The sequence below is a fragment of the Kitasatospora sp. NBC_00039 genome (assembly GCF_045160625.1).
In the GTDB taxonomy this organism is placed as follows: Bacteria; Actinomycetota; Actinomycetes; order Streptomycetales; family Streptomycetaceae; genus Kitasatospora.
The window spans coordinates 770885-786961 of the sequence record NZ_CP108289.1; the positions used below are offsets into that span (position 1 = coordinate 770885).

The window sequence follows — 16077 nt, forward strand, 5'->3', positions numbered from 1 at the left end:
GCCGGTGGCGCGGGACTCACCGGGCGCCGCCCGAGGAGCGTTCCGCGTCCGCCGCCCTCGGCAGGGTCTGCGGCGCCGGGACGGTGGCGACCAGCCCCGCCACCACGTCGTCCGCCTCGATCTGACGGACCCACAACTCCGGCTTGAGCGTGACGCGGTGGGCCAGGGCGGGCACGGCCAGCGCCTTGACGTCCTCCGGCGTCAGGTAGTCGCGGCCCTCCATCATCGCGCGGGCCCGGGCCAGCTGGATCAGCGCGAGACCGCCGCGGGGCGAGGCCCCGACCTGGATCTGCTGGTCGTTGCGGGTGGCGTCGACCAGCGCGACCACGTACTCGACCAGGTCGTCGTCCACCTCGACCTGCTCCACCGCCGCACGCATGGCGAGCAGTTCGGCCGGGCTGCTGACCGTCTCCAGGACCGGCTCGGGCGCCGACCGGTCCAGCCGGGCCCGGAGCATCGCCGCCTCCAGCCCGGTGGACAGGTACCCCATCCGGACCCGCAGGAGGAAGCGGTCGAGCTGCGCCTCCGGCAGCGAGTAGGTGCCCTCGTACTCGATCGGATTGGCGGTGGCGATCACCGCGAACGGCTGCGGCAGCCGGCGGGTGGCCCCGTCCACGGAGACCTGGCCCTCGGCCATCGCCTCCAGCAGCGCCGCCTGGGTCTTCGGCGGGGTGCGGTTGATCTCGTCGGCCAGCAGGAGCTGCGTGAAGAGCGGGCCGGGCTTGAACACCATCTCCCCGCTGCTCCGGTCGTAGAAGGGCGCGCCGGTCACGTCCGAGGGCAGCAGGTCGGGGGTGAACTGGATCCGGCGGAAGTCCAGCCCGAGGGTGGTCGCGAAGGAGCGCGCCAGCAGGGTCTTGCCGAGCCCGGGCAGGTCCTCGATGAGTACGTGACCGCCGGCCAGCACACCCAGCATCACCAGGCGGAGGGCCTCGGGCTTGCCCACCACGGCCCGTTCGATCTCCTCGACCACCGCGCGGGCGCGCTTGCCGGCCTCCTGCGGGGTCGGCACGGCGGCCGGCGCGGCCGGGGCCTCCGGCGTGGGTGCGGCGTCCGGGGCGGCGGGGGCCTGGGGAACGGCGGTCATGGCTCTCCTGAAGGGGCTGCGGTGCGGTGCCGTGAGGTGGTGGTGGGGTGCCGTGAGGTAGGGGTGCAGTGCTGTGGGGTGGCGGTGCGGGGCCGGCTCCTCGGCTAGAGGGATTCGAGCCGGTCGACGAGGGCGAGCAGGACCGGCGCCGGAACGGTCGCCGCCGGGGCCGCGGCCTCGGGGTCGATCCAGGGCCAGAGTCGGGGGCCCACCAGTTCGGCGGCCCGGTCGCGGTCGGCGGGGAGCGAGAGCCCGTGCGCCTCCGACAGCCGTGCGGCATAGAGCCGTTGGAGCCGGCCGCGCAGCGGTTGGCCGTCGCCCTGCGGGTCGAGCCCGTGGTGGATGGTCCAGCGCCAGTCACCGAGCCCGGGCTCGTGCGCCTCCATCACCCGCGCGCGCTGGCGCAGGCCCTCCTCCCCGAACCCGGCGCCGGCGACGTACCGGCCGGTGACCAGGGCCACGGCGGTCAGCACGACCGCCCCGGCGCCGGCCGCGGGCGCGCCGCCGACCAGGGCGAACACGATCTCCGCCAGGACGCCCACCACGGTCAGCTCGATCAGGCTGTGCCGGACCGAGCCGGTCAGCTGCTGGTCGGTCGTCACCGGCGGTCTCCTGTCCTGCCCGCGGCCGCGACGGGCGCGGGCGGCTCCTCCGCGCGGCTCTCCAGGTGGGCCGAGATGGCGTCCAGGGCCGTCTGGGCCCGGCGCACGTGGGCGTCGTCCATCGGGTGGGTCGAGTAGCGCGCCTCCCGGAACAGCTCGGTGAGCGCCTTCGCGTGGAAGCGGTCGACGCGGTCGTCGGCCACCGCCCGCTCCAGCAGCTCGGCCGGGCTGTCGCAGACACGCCGGGACACCCCGGAGGCCGCCAACGAGCCCTCCATCGCGGCGTAGCAGGCGATCACCGCGGCACGCGCGTCGTCACCGCTCAGCGCGCGGCGGCCGGTGGCCACGGCGGCCGCGAGAACGTCCTCGGGGCGCGGCGGGGCCGCGGGCAGCGACGACGCCGGCCCCTCCCGGTGGAGGCGCAGGCGCCGCAACCCCGAAACGAGGACCACCAGGAGCGCGATCACCGCCGCAACGGCCAGCACGGCGATCAGTCCCGCGAACACCAACCCGAACAGGCTCCCGGACCCCTCGTCGACGGCCATCGACGGTGGCGGGGTCGGCCGGGTCGAGAGCGTCGGCAGCGGCTCCAGGGGCACCGCCGGTGGGTCGTCCGCCCCGGAGGCCCGGAGGCGGAAGAGGTACATCAGCACCGGCACCGCGACCGCGGCCCCGGGCAGCAGCACGGAGGCGCCCTGCCGCAGCCGCTCGGCCCACGGCGTCGGCCCGTCCAGGTGGCGGACCTCCTCCCGGAAGCGCATCGCGAACCGGCCGACGACCACCGCCCACCCGGCCCCGAGCAGCACCACCAGCCCCGCGGCCCCCGCCGGCCCGGTGGCCGCCGTCCCGAGCAGCCCTCCGTCCGGCCGCAGCGCCGCCGCGGACACCAGGAGCCCGGCCACCACCAGCACGCCCGCCGGCCACCGGCCGGACCATCTTCGGGCACGCTCCGGCGCGCCCGACGGCACTTCGTCGCTCACGCGGCCCCCCAGTCCTCCGCAGCGCGGATGATCACGCGCGAGGTGCAGCGTCGCACACCAACTGTCGCGTTGTCATCCCCCTGGAGGCTGCCGGGCAACGGCCTCCGGCCGTGCCGCCGGGCGGGGGTGATCGGCCCCGGGACGGTCAGCCCCGGGACCGTCAGCCTCGGGAGGGTCAGCCCCGGGGGAGTACGAGGGACTGGACGGCGGGGAGCTTGCGCCAGTCGCTGGAGACGATGCTCGCGTGGGCCCGGGCGAGCTGCTCGGTGCGGGCGCGGGCCTGGTCGGCCGTCGGGTCGGTCGCGCTGATCGCGGGGGCGACGTTCTGGGCATCGGTCATCGTCAGCAGGTAGTGCCGGCTGTCGTACCAGGAGGTGTCCGTCCCGCCGGTGTACGCGGCGGCGTCGCCGTCGAAGACGACGAACCACGGGCGGATCGCCGTCTCCGCGTACTTGGTGCGGGGGTCGCCGGCTGCGGCGCCGTGGACGGCGGGGAACACCTGGGCGTCACCGATCCGGCCGGCCGCGGCGAGGTCGCGCAGGTGCCGCCCGTACTCGACGTCGGTGGGCAGGGTGTCGAAGGGGTTGCCCTCCTCGAACGACCCGGGGATGACGTACACCAGCACCCGGCCGGCGAGCGCCGCACGGCTCGGCCAGTTGCCGGCGCGGGCGGCCTCGTCGGCGTTCGGGTAGCTGCCGCCGCCGGGCTTGGCGAGCAGGTCGGCGGGGCGGAAGACGGCGGGGCCGAGGTGGGCGGATATCAGCGAGTCGAGCTGGGCGGGGCCCATGCCGCGGTTGCCGGCGAAGCCCGCCTTCAGCTCCAGCTTGACGACCAGCGGGCCGGCGGCGGGGTGGGCCCCGAGCCAGATCCGGACGTCGTCGAGGCAGGTCTCCAGGTTCTTGTTGGTGCCGCCGCTGTAGAGCTGCGCGGGCGTGCCGGCGGCGGCGCAGTTGTTGGCGTTTCCCAGCGGGTTGGAGTGGCTGACCTTCCACTCCTTGGTGACGGTGTCCGTCCACGCGTCGAGTTCGATCATGCCGGTGCCGGTGTCCAGGCCCTGGGCGAGGTAGCCGAACGCGGCCGGGTCGTAGGTGTTGTGGATCCCGACGGTGGTGGCCGAGCCGAAGGGCAGCTCGGCGGGGCCGCTCGCGTCGGCCGACGTGGCCGGCAGGAGGGCGGTGGCGGCCGCGGCGAGCAGACCGGTGGCGATGGTGCCGGCGAGGGCGCGGCGTGCGGTCACGATGACTTGTCCCCTTGTCAGAACTCGTACGGCGGTCGTCTTCGGACGATGCCGGACCTGAGCATCCCTCACATGAAGGAGACACAACAACACCGTGACGGCCGCGGGACAAGTCCGCCCGGTCCCCCGCGCGGGCCGGCTCCCCGGCCCGGCCCGCTTCCCCCGGGGGCGGACCGGGCCGGGGCATCACTCCGCGACGATGGCCACCCGCCGGGCGACGTGCCGGACGTCGGACACCGGGTGCGCGCGCAGCGTGCGCAGGGCGGACCGCCACCCCTGCGGCCAGTGGAACGCCGGACCGAAGGCCTCGGCCAGCCCGGTGGCCAGCAGGCCCTCCGCGAGGCCGTCGCCGGCCGACAGCCGCCGGACCGCCTCCAGCATCGTGGCCTCGTCGACCCCTCGACTCCGGTTGTACGCATGGAGGTTGCACAGGTGGGTGGCGGTGGCGGCGGCCAGCGCGGGGTGGCCGTCCAGGGCGGCGGCCAGGGCGCGGAGGGCGGCCACCAGCTCCGGCAGGTCGGCCCGCACGTCCAGCGCCCGCGTCATCGCCGAGAGCCGGGCCGGGAGGAGATCCGGCTCGTCCGCGAGCAGGCCGGCCACGGCCGCGAGGGCCTCCGGCCCGCTCACCGCCATCGTGACGAGGTGGTGCAGCCGCCGGAAGGCCGGCAGATCCCGATCGGCCTCGTCCTCCGGCTCCCCGCCCCGGACGACGCCCAGCAGCTCGGTGACAGTGCGGTGCAGCAGGCTGCCCGGAGCGCCGCCGCCGACCGGGTGCGGCAGGCCCGAGCCGGCCAGTGTGCCGATCACCCCGGCGGCGCGGTGCCAGCCGGAGCGGCTGCGGGTCAGGTCGGTGGCGATCCGCCGGACGGCGTCGGCGGCCTGCGGCGCGTACGCGGCCCAGACCTCCAGAGCGGACAGCGCGTTGTCCGCCACGTCGTGGTCCGCGTCCTCGGCCAGGCCGGCCAACAGCCCTGCGTAGCGCGGACGGTGGGCCGCCGGGAGGTCCAGCGGACGGGCCGCCTGCAGGGCCTGCCGCACCGCCGGCGCGTCGCTCCCCACGGCCTCGTCCAGCAGCTCCCAGACGCCGGCAGCGGCCCGCGGGCCGGCGGCGAGCAGGCCGGGCACGCACCGGACGACCGCGGCCCGTACGTCCGGGTGCTGCCGCGGGGTGCGGTACGCGGTGGCGAGCAGGCCGACCGCCTCCGCGGGCGGCAGGTGGCGCGCGGTGAGCCGGGCGGCCTCCTTGCGGCTGGTCACCTTCGCGCCGGTGGTGGCCGTCAGCAGCGCGCCGAGCGGGCGGGAGAGCGCGGCCGCCGGGGTGCGGGCGGCGACGCGGTCGGCCGCGTAGACGGCCACCCGGGCCCGGTCGCCGCCCGCGTGCGCGAGCAGGACGGCGAGGTCCTCGGCGGGCTCGTCCGTCCGCGCGAGGGCGGCGAGGGCCGCCTCGGCGAGGAGCACCTCGCCCGAGGCCGCGAAGTCCAGTGCGAGGGCGCGCCCCTGCTCGGGCACGGCGGCCGCCGAGGTGACGGCGGCCGCCCGCTCCGCCAGCGGCCGGCTGTCGTCCCCGGCCGCGTCGCGCGCGAGCCGGGCCGCCGCCTCCTGCTGCCGGGGCAGCCAGCGGTCGGCGTACCGGAAGTCGGGCAGCGGCCGGCGGGCCCGGCCCGGCAGGAACCGGCCGTACGGCGGCTCCTCGGCGAGCAGGGCGTCCAGGAGATCGGTACGGCGGGCGGCCAGTGCCTCCCCGACGGCCGGCAGGACGGCGGCCGAGGGCTCCGACGCCAGCAGCTCCGCCACCCGTTCAGCGCGGGTCGCCGGATCGGCGAGCCACCTCCGGGCCGCAGCGCGGAAGGCGTCGTCATCGCCCTTGCGCAGCGCCTCGCCCAGCAGCTCCTGGAGCTCGGGCAGGCGGTACGCACGCCGGCCGAGCGCGCCGTGGAGCGCGAACAGCAGCCCGTACTCGCCGTGGTCGGCACCGGCGCGGAGCCACGGCTCCAGCGCGGCGACGACCAGCCCCTCCTGCCCGCGCCGCAGGGTGTGGACGAGCCCGCCCAGGTCGACGCCGCCGGTGCGGCCTGCGAGGCGGCCGAGGGTGCGGGCCGCCCAGTCGAGGAGCTCCGGCTCCCCGGCGGCGGTGTGGTGGCGCAGGACACCCAGGGCAAGGTCGCGCAGCGCGTTGCGGGTGGCCCAGGAGCAGTCGCGGGCCTGGACGGCCGCGAGGGCGATCCGGTCCAGCAGCCCGACGTCGCCCGCGGTGAACGGCGCACCCGGCACGGCGGCCAGGGCCTTCAGGGCCTGCGCCCGGATCGGGTCCCGCTCGTTGCCCAGCCGGGCGTCCATCAGGACGAGCACCTCGGACAGGGCGGCGTGGTCCCGGGCGTGGCCGGCGTTGGCGACCAGGTACGGCCACGCCGTCGCCCGGTCCTCCGGGTCGGAGGACCGGACGGCCGTGAGCAGTCCGGGCCGGGCCTCGGCCACCGGCAGGTGCGCGAGCGCTCCCAGGACGTCGCCGATCCACCACTCCTCGGCTCGCCCCCTGGCCACCAGCTCCCGTGCGACGGCCGCGCGGCGGTCCCGCGGCAGAGCGGCCAGCAGCGGCGCCGCGGCGGCCGTCCACTCCAGCGGCGCACCCGCCGTGACGGTGTCGAAGAACGCCTCCCGCCGGTGCGGCGGCATCGCCCGCAGCAGCGCCGCCAAGTGCTCCGGGTGCGCCAGCCACTCACGCCCGAGCACGGGCAGCGACGGCGGATCCGCCTGCACCAGTGCACGCACCAGCGCCGGCGACGGGCGCGGCCCGTACCGCGACCGGTGCCACTCGGGGGACGTCAGCCGGCGCACGACGCGCTCGGCGTCGGCCGCCGCGAGGGTGGCGAGCCCGTCCCGCAGCGCGCCGGGCAGCAGCGCGGGCCCGTACCGCTCCAGCAGCCCGAGCACGCGAAGCGGCTCGGCCGGGGCGGCGGCGGCGAGGCCGTGGGCGTGCTGCGTCCACCAGTCCCGGCGCAGGTTCCGGGGCAGCCCGGCCAGCACCCGCTCGGCGTAGCCGACCACGGCCTGCGGCTGGTACCGCCCCAGCGGCCCCCAGTGCCGGACGGCATGCGCGAGCTCGGGTAGCACCCGGGCGGCGAACTCCGGCGGACAGGCCGGCAGCAGCCGCACCGCCTCGCCGTCACCCCACCGCTCCCGCACCGTCCCGACCAGCCGCTCCGCCAACTCCCGCCGCCCCGCGGCAACCACGGCCCTGCTCAGCTCGCGGCGCACCACCCCGGAGGCACCCTCGTACGCGGCCTCGACCGCCCCGTCCGGCACCGGCAGGCACCGGACGGCACGCAGGGCGTAGCGGCGCACCACGTCATCGGGATCGGCCAGCCGCGCGGCCAGGTAGGGCGTCTGCCCGCCCGTCAGCGCGGCAAGGGCCCCCAACCGCCGCTCGTACCGCCCCCGGCCGGCCAGGACGGCCAGGACGGCGGCGAGCTCTCCTCGCCCCGCGAGCGCATGGGCGGCGCGGGCCAGGTGCCGCAGCCGGGCGGGGTGCGGCAGCGGGGCGAGCTCGGCGAGGAGGCGCTCGGCGGCGGGGTGCGGGGCGACGTGCGGGGCGGAGGCGGGTCCGTCGGTCGAGCGAGACATGGGGGTGATTCTGTTACAGCCGAACGCCTGGTCGCGAACGGTTTCCCGCACCGCCGGGTCGCCCGGCCGTCGAGCCGTCACGGTCGTGCTTCCGGCCCGCGCGGGCCGGCACTCCCCCGGCGGCCGCGATAATGGCGTCGTGATCGACAGACAGCTGCGCGTGGTACTGGCCGAGGACTCCGTGATCCTGCGGGAGGGGATGGTCGAGTTGCTCGGCGCCCGTGGGTGCGAGGTGGTCGCTGCGGCCGGCACGGCACCGGAGTTGCTCGCCGCCGTGGCCGAGCACCGGCCCGACGTCGCGGTGGTGGACATCCGGATGCCGCCGACCCACACCGACGAGGGCATCCGCGCCGCTGTCGAGCTGCGGGCGACCCTGCCGGAGGTCGGCATCCTGGTCTTCTCGCAGCACGTCGAGACCGCCTGGGCGTCCCGCCTTCTGGCGGGTGGCGCGGCCGGGGTCGGGTATCTGCTGAAGGAACGGGTCGCCCGGACGTCGGAGTTCGTGGACGCGCTGCGCCGGGTCGCGGACGGCGGGACGGCGCTGGACCCGGACGTGGTGACCCGGCTGATGCACGGCGAGCGGCGCGGCCGGGTGGACGCGTTGACCCCGCGCGAGCGGCAGGTGCTGGAGCTGATGGCGCAGGGGCATTCCAACCGTTCGATCGCCGGGCGGCTGGTGGTGTCGGAGCGGGCGGTGGAGAAGCATGTCGCCGCCGTGTTCACCAAGTTCGACCTGCCGGCCACGGATGCCGACAACCGCCGGGTGAAGGCGGTGCTCACCTACCTCTCCGAGACGGGTGGCTGACGCGACGTCACATGCGGCTCGGGAGAGCCGCGGTGACGACGGTGGGCCCGCCGGCCGGGCTCTCCACCCGGAGCGCGCCGTCCACCGCGGCGAGCCGCTCGCCCAGACCGGCCAGCCCGGTCCCGCCGGCCGGGCCGCCGGGCACGGCGCCGCCGCGGCCGTCGTCGCGCACCACCAGCCGGACCCGGCCGTCGGCGGCGGTGGCCGACAGCTCGGCCGTCCGGGCGCCGCTGTGCTTGGCGAGGTTGGTGAGCAGTTCGGCCGCACAGAAGTAGACGGCCTGCTCGATCGCCGGGTCGGGCCGTTCCCGAAGGTCGAGGCGGACGGTGACGGGGACCGGCGAGGTGGCGGCCAGTCCGGGCAGGGCCTCGCCGAGGCCGCCGTCCAGCGCGACCGGGTGGATGCCCCGGGTGAGCCGGCGCAGTCCGGTGATGGTGTCGTCGGTCTGGCCGCGGGCGCGGTCGACGAGGGTGCGCAGGCGGGCGAGGTCGGGGCTCCCGGGGCCGGCGCCGGGGGCGAGCGCGTCGTCGGCCAGCGAGAGGGTGATGGCGAGGGCGACCAGCTGGGCCTGGGTGCCGTCGTGCAGGTCGCGTTCCAGGCGGCGCAGCCGGTCGGTGTTGGCGGCGAGGAGCGTGGCGCGGGCGGATTCGAGGGTGCGGACCCGCTGTTGGGCGCGGGCCGGGCCGAGCAGCAGCCGGGCGATGCTCCGATTGGCCGCGGCGAGCGCGTGGTTGGCGGGCGCGAGGGCCGCCAGGACGGCCAGGCCGAGCAGGACGGCGGCCGCGTCCGGCCAGCCGGCGGGCCGCTCCCCCGGCTCCAACAGCCGTACCCAGAGCGGGAACCCGAGCAGCCAGCCGCAGGCGAGCGGCAGCGCGACGGCGGCGGCGAAGCCGAGCAGTCCGAGCGGCAGGCGCAGCAGCAGGTAGAGCAGCGCCCGCCAGGCGACCGGGTCGGTCAGGACGGCGCGGCCGCGGGCGAAGGCGCCGGCCGGCCTCGGCAGCGGGGGCGGTGGTTCCACGTACTCGCCCAACAGCCGGCCGACCGGCCGGCGGTGGAGCCCGCCGAGGCCGCGCGCGCCGGCCAGCGCCAGGACCACGAACGGCAGGCCGAGGACGGTGAGCGAGAGCAGCGTCCCGGCGTAGAGGACGGCGAGGGCGTAGGCGCCGCCGAGGACGGCGGGCGGCAGGCCCGCGACGGCGAAGAGCAGTTCGCCGCCGCGGACCGTGAGGTACCGCCGCACTCCGGACGGGCGCCGGTCAGCCACGCTCGCCGCCGGCCAGTTGCGCGGCCGGGCCGGTGACGGCACGCAGGCCGGTGCCCAGGATGCCGGGGACGGTCAGCGCGGCCGCGCCGGCCACGATCCAACCGCAGGCGGCCGCCGGGACGGTCGGCGCGGCGGAGCCGGTGACGGCCGTGCTGAAGGCGGCCGAGGCGACGCCGGCGACCGCCGCACCCAGCAGGACGCCCACCGCCGTGGTGAGCGCCGCCTCGACGCCGAGCATCCGCAGCAGCTGGCGCCGGGTGGCGCCGAGCAGCCGGAGCAGCGCGAACTCGCGGCGGCGGTCGGCGGTCAGGGCGACCAGGGTGTTGACGGTGGAGACGGCCGCGAAGCAGACCAGCATGGCCAGCTCCGCCTGGCGCAGCCAGACGTCGCTCGCGGAGGTCACGGAGGCGGCCGAGGCGGCGGCCCCGGGGAGGGCGAGGATCGCCGCGTGCTCGGCGGTGCTTGTCATGATCGACATGGTGCCCGAGAGACCGACCAGGAGCGCGACCGGCACCACCGCGGCCGAGAGCCGGTGCGCGTAGCCGTGCAGGTTGGCGTCGGCCAGCCAGCCCGAACGGGGCGCCGCCCACCGCACCGGCGCGCCCAGCACGGCGGCCAGGACGCGGGCCGCGAGCGGTCCCAGCAGGGCGACGGCGACCAGCAGCACCAGCGAGGCGAGCAGGGCCGCCTGCCCGGCCTTGTCGAGCTGGTCGGCGGGGCGGGTCGCCGCCAGCCGGAGCAGCAGCGCTCCTCCGGTCAGGGTGCCGGCGCCGGCCAGCAGCCGCAGGGCGCCCGTCCGGCCGTGCTCGGTCGAACCGGCGGTGAGTGCGGCGGCCGGCGGGATCCGGGTGATCCGTCGGGCCGCGACGGCAGCCGCCGCCAGGCCGACGAGCAGGGCGGCGGCGAGCGCGACCAGCATCGGCAGCGGTGTGCCCGGTACCCGGACGGCGGGCGCGGCCATCCCGCGCTCCTGCAAGGCGGCGAGGAACCTGCGGGCGGCGAAGGCCCCGGCCGCCCAGCCGGGCCCGGCCGCCAGCAGGGTGGTCGCGGCCACCTGGCCGCGCACCAGCCGGCGGACCTGCCGGGGTGTGGCGGCGACGGTGCGCAGGAGCGCCAGCTCCCGGTGCTGCTGGCGCAGCGCGAAGCCGAGCGCGTTGACCACCACGAAGAAGGCCACCAGCACCGCGATCTCGCCGAACGCGCCCGCGATCACCATCAGGCCCGGCCCGGCGGGAGCCCGGCGGGCGGCGGCCGGGGCGGTGACCTCGGCGGCGAAGAGCGAGCCGAAGAGCGTCACCGTGGCGACGGCGAGGAAGAGCGCCACGGCCAGCCCGGCGAAGGCGGCGGGTCGGCGGCGGAGCTGGCCGAGCACGAGGGCCGGTACGGGGCGCCCGGTGCGGGGGGCCGCGCGACCGGCGCGGGAGGCGGGGGACGGCGGCGTCCTGCCCGGCGTGGGCCGCCGGTCCGGGGCGGCCTGCCGGTCCGGAGCGGTACAAAGGTCCGGGGCGGCGCCCGGGGGCGGGACGGCGCCAAGGTCAGGCGCGGTGCCCGGGGGCGGGGGCGTCATCGCGCTCACCCGCCCAGCCGGCTCAGCCGCTCGGCGACCGACGCCGCCGTCGGGTGGGCCAGCTCGTCCACGAGCAGCCCGTCGGCGAGCAGCAGGACGCGGTCGGCGTAACCGGCCGCCACCGGGTCGTGGGTGACCATCACGCAGGTCTGCCCGTCCCGGTCCACGCCGGTGCGCAGCAGGGCGAGGATCTCGTGACCGGTGGCGCGGTCGAGTGCCCCGGTGGGTTCGTCGGCGAAGAGCACGTCGGGGCGGGTGACCAGGGCGCGGGCGATCGCGACGCGCTGCTGCTGGCCGCCGGAGAGCAGGCCCGGCCGGTGGCGTTCGCGGCCGGCCAGGCCGACCCGGGCGAGCGCGTCCCGCACGGCGGCGCGGTCGGGGCGGGCGCCGGCCAGCCGGCCGGGGAGTTCGACGTTCTGGGCGACCGTCATCGCGGGCATCAGGTTGAACGCCTGGAAGACGAACCCGATCCGGGTGCGCCGCAGTTCGGCCAGCTTGCGTTCGGGCAGCCGGGACACCTCGGTGGAGCCCCACCGGACGGTGCCGCGGGTGGGCCGGTCCATGCCGGCGAGGCAGTGGAGCAGAGTGGTCTTGCCGGAGCCGGAGGGCCCCATCACGGCGGTGAAGGTCCCGGGGGCGAACGCCACCGACACCCCGCGCAGCGCCCGCACGGCGGCGCCGCCCCGGCCGTACTCCCGGTGCAGGTCGTCCGCGCGGGCGGCCGGTTCCGCGACCGCTGTCATTCTCGTCTCAGCCATGGCTCCATGCTGGCCGGGCCGGTCGCGGCGATCGATCGTGCTCGCCCCCGGATCGGAGGTTCGGTTTTCCGAACCCCGGCCCGTCGCACGGCGCCGGCGCCCGGGGGTGTCGAACTGCTGGGATTGAGTGTTCATGAGTGTCCATGAGATGTCTTGAGCGGTTCCGTGAGGGAACTCTGCCGGTCCCGGCGGAACGGGTCGGCCTGCGCACGATCCTGGTGAATATCGAGGCGAATGCGTCACCGTCGGTGAGGGGTGGTGTGGGTCTGTATGCCCGCGTTTCGTCGCACGATCAGAAGGCTGATCTTGAGCGGCAGTCCGCTCGTCTCGCCACGTGGGCTGCTCAGGCCGGGCACCGGGTGGTGCGGATCGAGTCGGAGATCGGCTCGGGCATGAACGGCGGCCGGTCCAAGGCCCGTCGTCTGCTGGCCGATCCGGATGTGACCACGGTCGTCGTGGAGCACAAGGACCGGCTCGGCCGGATGAATGTGGAGCTGGTCGAGGCCGCCCTGTCAGCTTCGGGCCGCCGGTTGGTCGTTCTGGACGACGGCGAGGTTGAGGACGATCTGGTGCGGGACATGGTCGAGATACTGACCTCGTTCTGCGCCCGCCTGTACGGTCGTCGTTCCGCGAACACCCGCGCCCGCAAGGCCCTTGAAGCGGCGGCGGCTGGTGACTGAGCCCAAGAAGTGACTGAGCCCAAGAAGGTACTGCGGGATATCGCCCGGCCGTTTGTCGCGGACCCGGCATCCGGCGTGTGCATACGGGACCGACCAAAGGGCCTCACGCCCGAGGATGAGAACGTCCTGCGGCTGGTCGGCGGGCACATGGGCTCGCTCGCGTCCCTTGACCTCAAGACCCGTTGTGCTGATGGGCTGGAGCATTCCACCGACACGTGGGCGGCTCGTAAGCGGGAGCTGACGGCCGTGTCGTCGTCGCGCTGGGCCGGTTCGGCAACCGGGGCGACGCACGCCCAGTGGGGCCTGTCCCGCCGGGCGCAGTTCGCCCACATGCGGGGCCTGGACGCCGGGATCAAGACCATCCGGCACCGGTTGTCCCTGCCGATCGGCGAGAAGGGCAGCAAGCGCACGCCGGGCGGTTACCGCTCCCGGCATGAGTGGTTCGTCAAGTCCCGCCGCCTCACGGCGCTGGAGAACCGGCTGGAGCTGGTCCGGGCCGATCGGGACGCCGGACGGGTGCATGTGGTGCGGGGTGGCCGGAAGCCGGCCAACACGCGGCACAACCTCGCCGCCGCGAACCTGACCGAGACCGAATGGCGGCAGCGTTGGGAGGTATCGCGCTGGTTCCTGACGGCTGACGGGGAGTCGGGCAAGAGGTTCGGAAACGAGACGATCCGCGTCACCCCCGACGGGGAAGTGTCGATCAAGCTCCCGGCCCCGCTCGCCGACCTCGCCAACGGCCGACACGGCCGCTACGCGCTGGCCGCCCGCGTTTCCTTCCCGCATCGGGGCGACGAGTGGCGGGACCGCGTCGAAGTGAACCGGGCCGTCGCGTACCGCATCCACCTCGATGTGGAACGTGGCCGCTGGTACCTGGACGCGTCGTGGACCCGCAAAGACCTGCCCGTCGGTCCCCTGGATTCTCTGCGGGCCGGTGGCATTGTCGGCGTCGATACCAACGCCGACCACCTCGCAGCCTGGCAGTTGGACACACACGGCAACCCGGTCGGCGAACCCCGCCGTTTCGACTACGACCTGTCCGGCAGCGCCAGCCACCGGGACGCGCAGCTCCGCCACGCCCTCACCCGGTTGTTGCACTGGGCCGTCAGCACGGGCGTGCGCGCGATCGCGGTCGAAGACCTCGACTTCACCGACTCCAAGACCCGGGAGAAGCACGGCCCGAAGAAGAAGTTCCGGCAGCTGATCTCCGGCATCCCCACCGGCCGGCTCCGCGCCCGCCTCCTGGCCATGTGCGCGGAACACGACCTGTCGGTGATCGCCGTGGATCCGGCCTACACCAGCCAGTGGGGCGACCAGCACCGGAAGAAGCCCCTCACCACCAAGACCCGTGCCACCAGCCGCCACCAGGCGGCAGCGGTGGCCATCGGACGACGCGCCCTCGGACACCCGATCCGGCGACGGACGGCACCGCCCCGTGCACACCAGAGTGATGTGCACGGGCATCGGACCGCCCAGGCCGGACCAGGCGAACGGGGGCCTGAGGAAACCCGCCGCCCCGCAACGGACCGTAGCCAAGAGCAGCGCGCCCGAACGGGGACAACGAGAACGCGGGCGACCAGCGCACCCAAAACCGTTCGGGATGCGCGCAGCGAACAGGACTGGGTCCAAGACTCACTCCTGATCACTGATTAGGAACGGTCATGCGCTTGGTGGTGACCGGGTCACGCGGTGGATGGTGACCGGTGGCGTACCCCCACGGTCCGACGTCGACCGCGACGGTGGGGGTCAGCGCGCGGCGGCGGCGTCGATCTTGGCCTGCAGCGCCCGCAGGAGGTCCTGGAGCAGCCCGATGGTGGTCTCGTCGGTGAGGTTGCCCTCGCTGTCGAAGCGCTCGTGCGAGCGGAAGGCGATGACCTCGGGCTTGACCACGACGTCGCTGTCGGTCCAGACGAAGACCTGGCGCAGCGCCAGCTGGGCGCGGACGCTGCCGAAGTTGGTCGGGGCGGCGCCGAGGATCGCGGTGGGCTTGCGGTGCAGCGGCAGCCCCTCGGTCTTGGTCCAGTCGGTGCTCAGCCAGTCGAGGGCGTTCTTGAGGACGCCGGGGATGGAGTAGTTGAACTCCGGCGTGGCGATCAGCAGGCCGTCGGCGGCCTGGACGCGGCGGCGCAGGTCGTTGACGACGGCCGGCCGCTTCTCAGGGGTGTCGAGGTCCTGGTCGTACGCGGGGATGTCGCGCAGGCCGTCGTAGATCTCGATCTCCTGGCCACCGGGGTTGAACTTCTGGGCGGCGCGCAGCAGCTGGGTGTTGTGCGAGTCGGCGCGCAGCGAGCCGGAGATGGCGAAGATCTTGGCGGTGGCCATGGTGGGACTCCTTCAGAAGGGCTACGGCAGGAGGAAGTTGTCGGACCGTCCGGTGACCCGGGCGGCTTCGACACCGAGAAAACTAAACCGATCAGTTCATTATGTCAACCAAACAGTTCAGTCTTGACAGTGAACTGAATCGTATAGTTCATTCGAGCCATGACCCCATCGAGCGCCACCGCCACCCCCACCGCGACCACCGCCCCCGCCACCGCCACCCCGCGGTCCACCGTCCGCGTCGTCCGCCCCGTCCACACCTACGAGGGCGCGGGCTTCCCGGTCCGCCGCCCCTTCCCCACCGCCGACCTGCCGTTCCTCGACCCGTTCCTGATGGTCGACCAGGTCGGCCCGGTCGAGCTCGCGCCGGGCGAGGCCAAGGGCGCTCCCCCGCACCCGCACCGCGGCTTCGAGACGATCCAGTACGTCATCGCCGGTGACATCGCGAACGCCGACTCCCGCGGCCACCGGGCCGTCGTCCGGGGCGGCGGCGTGCAGTGGCTCACCGCCGGCTCCGGGATCGTCCACGAGGCCCTGCCCACCGAGGAGTTCCTCGCCGAGGGCGGCCTCCAGCACATGCTGCAGATCTGGGTGAACCTGCCGGCCCGGCTCAAGTCCGTCCCGCCGCGCAGCCAGAACGCCGAGGCCGGCGACCTCCCCGTGGTCACCACGGACGACGGCGCCGAGCTGACGGTCATCGCCGGCAGCACCCACGGCGCCACCGGCCCGTTCGCGACCCACACGCCGGTCCTGGTCGTGCACGCCCGCCTCGCGGCCGGCGCCCGGGCCGACTTCACGGCGCCCGCCGGGCACAACGCCATGCTGTACGTGATGTCCGGCGAGGCCGCCACCCCCGATGCGGAGCTCCCGGACGGCCACCTCGCGGTGCTCGCGCAGGACGGCGAGCGGTTCACGGTGGAGGCCCGGGGCGGGGCGGCCGAGGTCCTGGTCCTGGCCGGCGAGCCGATCGGCGAGCCGGTCGCCCGCAGCGGCCCCTTCGTGATGAACACCGCCGCCGAACTGCGCCAGGCCCAGCAGGACTTCGGCCTCGGCCTGATGGGGCGGCTCCCCTGGTGAGCCCGGCCGGCCGGCGCGTCCGTTTCGCCGCCTTTGCGAACCAAACCGTTCAGTTCATATACTGAGAAACCCCCGCTCCG

At 75.5% G+C, this 16077-nt stretch carries 13 protein-coding genes; 4 read left to right on the plus strand and 9 right to left on the minus strand.

All coding sequences use genetic code 11. The features are described 5' to 3' along the window. Positions 1–16: 16 nt before the first annotated feature. The 5 genes from OG286_RS03815 to OG286_RS03835 form a co-directional block, all read right to left on the minus strand. The gene (locus OG286_RS03815; RefSeq protein ID WP_396322344.1) at positions 17–1087 is read right to left on the minus strand and encodes an AAA family ATPase; all 1071 of its coding nucleotides are present in this window, start codon (positions 1085–1087) and stop codon (positions 17–19) included. A 104-nt stretch (positions 1088–1191) separates the two neighbouring features. After that, positions 1192–1689, minus strand: a complete 498-nt coding sequence (locus OG286_RS03820; protein WP_396322343.1) for a hypothetical protein — start codon at positions 1687–1689, stop codon at positions 1192–1194. Then, entirely contained in the window at positions 1686–2669 is a 984-nt protein-coding gene (locus OG286_RS03825) for a DUF4129 domain-containing protein (protein WP_396322342.1), read from the minus strand. The genes OG286_RS03820 and OG286_RS03825 overlap by 4 nt, the downstream gene beginning before the upstream one ends. A 175-nt stretch (positions 2670–2844) precedes the next feature. Next, on the minus strand, positions 2845–3906 hold the full coding sequence (locus OG286_RS03830; RefSeq protein ID WP_405363134.1) for a phosphatidylinositol-specific phospholipase C domain-containing protein: 1062 nt from the start codon (positions 3904–3906) through the stop codon (positions 2845–2847). Between the two features lie 186 nt (positions 3907–4092). Continuing rightward, positions 4093–7527, minus strand: a complete 3435-nt coding sequence (locus tag OG286_RS03835; protein WP_405363132.1) for a hypothetical protein — start codon at positions 7525–7527, stop codon at positions 4093–4095. Between the two features lie 139 nt (positions 7528–7666). On the opposite strand from OG286_RS03835, the gene OG286_RS03840 reads away from it, so the two are divergent. After that, positions 7667–8332, plus strand: coding sequence for a response regulator (locus OG286_RS03840; RefSeq protein WP_396322339.1), 666 nt, complete (start codon positions 7667–7669; stop codon positions 8330–8332). Between the two features lie 7 nt (positions 8333–8339). On the opposite strand, the gene OG286_RS03845 is transcribed toward OG286_RS03840, so the two are convergent. The 3 genes from OG286_RS03845 to OG286_RS03855 form a co-directional block, all read right to left on the minus strand. Further along, on the minus strand, positions 8340–9596 hold the full coding sequence (locus OG286_RS03845; protein ID WP_396322338.1) for a sensor histidine kinase: 1257 nt from the start codon (positions 9594–9596) through the stop codon (positions 8340–8342). Then, a complete protein-coding gene (locus OG286_RS03850; RefSeq protein ID WP_396322337.1) occupies positions 9589–10968 on the minus strand; it encodes an FtsX-like permease family protein in 1380 nt (459 codons plus the stop codon). Before OG286_RS03850 ends, OG286_RS03845 begins: the two co-directional genes overlap by 8 nt. A 200-nt stretch (positions 10969–11168) precedes the next feature. Further along, a complete protein-coding gene (locus OG286_RS03855; protein WP_396322336.1) occupies positions 11169–11921 on the minus strand; it encodes an ABC transporter ATP-binding protein in 753 nt (250 codons plus the stop codon). A gap of 143 nt (positions 11922–12064) precedes the next feature. On the opposite strand from OG286_RS03855, the gene OG286_RS03860 reads away from it, so the two are divergent. Both OG286_RS03860 and OG286_RS03865 read left to right on the plus strand, forming a co-directional pair. Further along, positions 12065–12601, plus strand: a complete 537-nt coding sequence (locus tag OG286_RS03860) for an IS607 family transposase (RefSeq protein ID WP_396322335.1) — start codon at positions 12065–12067, stop codon at positions 12599–12601. A 9-nt stretch (positions 12602–12610) separates the two neighbouring features. After that, positions 12611–14254: an IS200/IS605 family accessory protein TnpB-related protein gene (locus OG286_RS03865; protein ID WP_396322334.1), complete on the plus strand. Its 1644-nt coding sequence runs from the start codon at positions 12611–12613 to the stop codon at positions 14252–14254. 93 nt (positions 14255–14347) lie between these two features. On the opposite strand, the gene OG286_RS03870 is transcribed toward OG286_RS03865, so the two are convergent. After that, entirely contained in the window at positions 14348–14923 is a 576-nt protein-coding gene (locus tag OG286_RS03870; protein WP_396322333.1) for an NADPH-dependent FMN reductase, read from the minus strand. 159 nt (positions 14924–15082) lie between these two features. Here OG286_RS03870 and OG286_RS03875 point away from each other — a divergent pair, with 159 nt between their 5' ends. Continuing rightward, positions 15083–15997, plus strand: a complete 915-nt coding sequence (locus OG286_RS03875; RefSeq protein ID WP_405363128.1) for a pirin family protein — start codon at positions 15083–15085, stop codon at positions 15995–15997. Positions 15998–16077 lie beyond the last annotated feature (80 nt).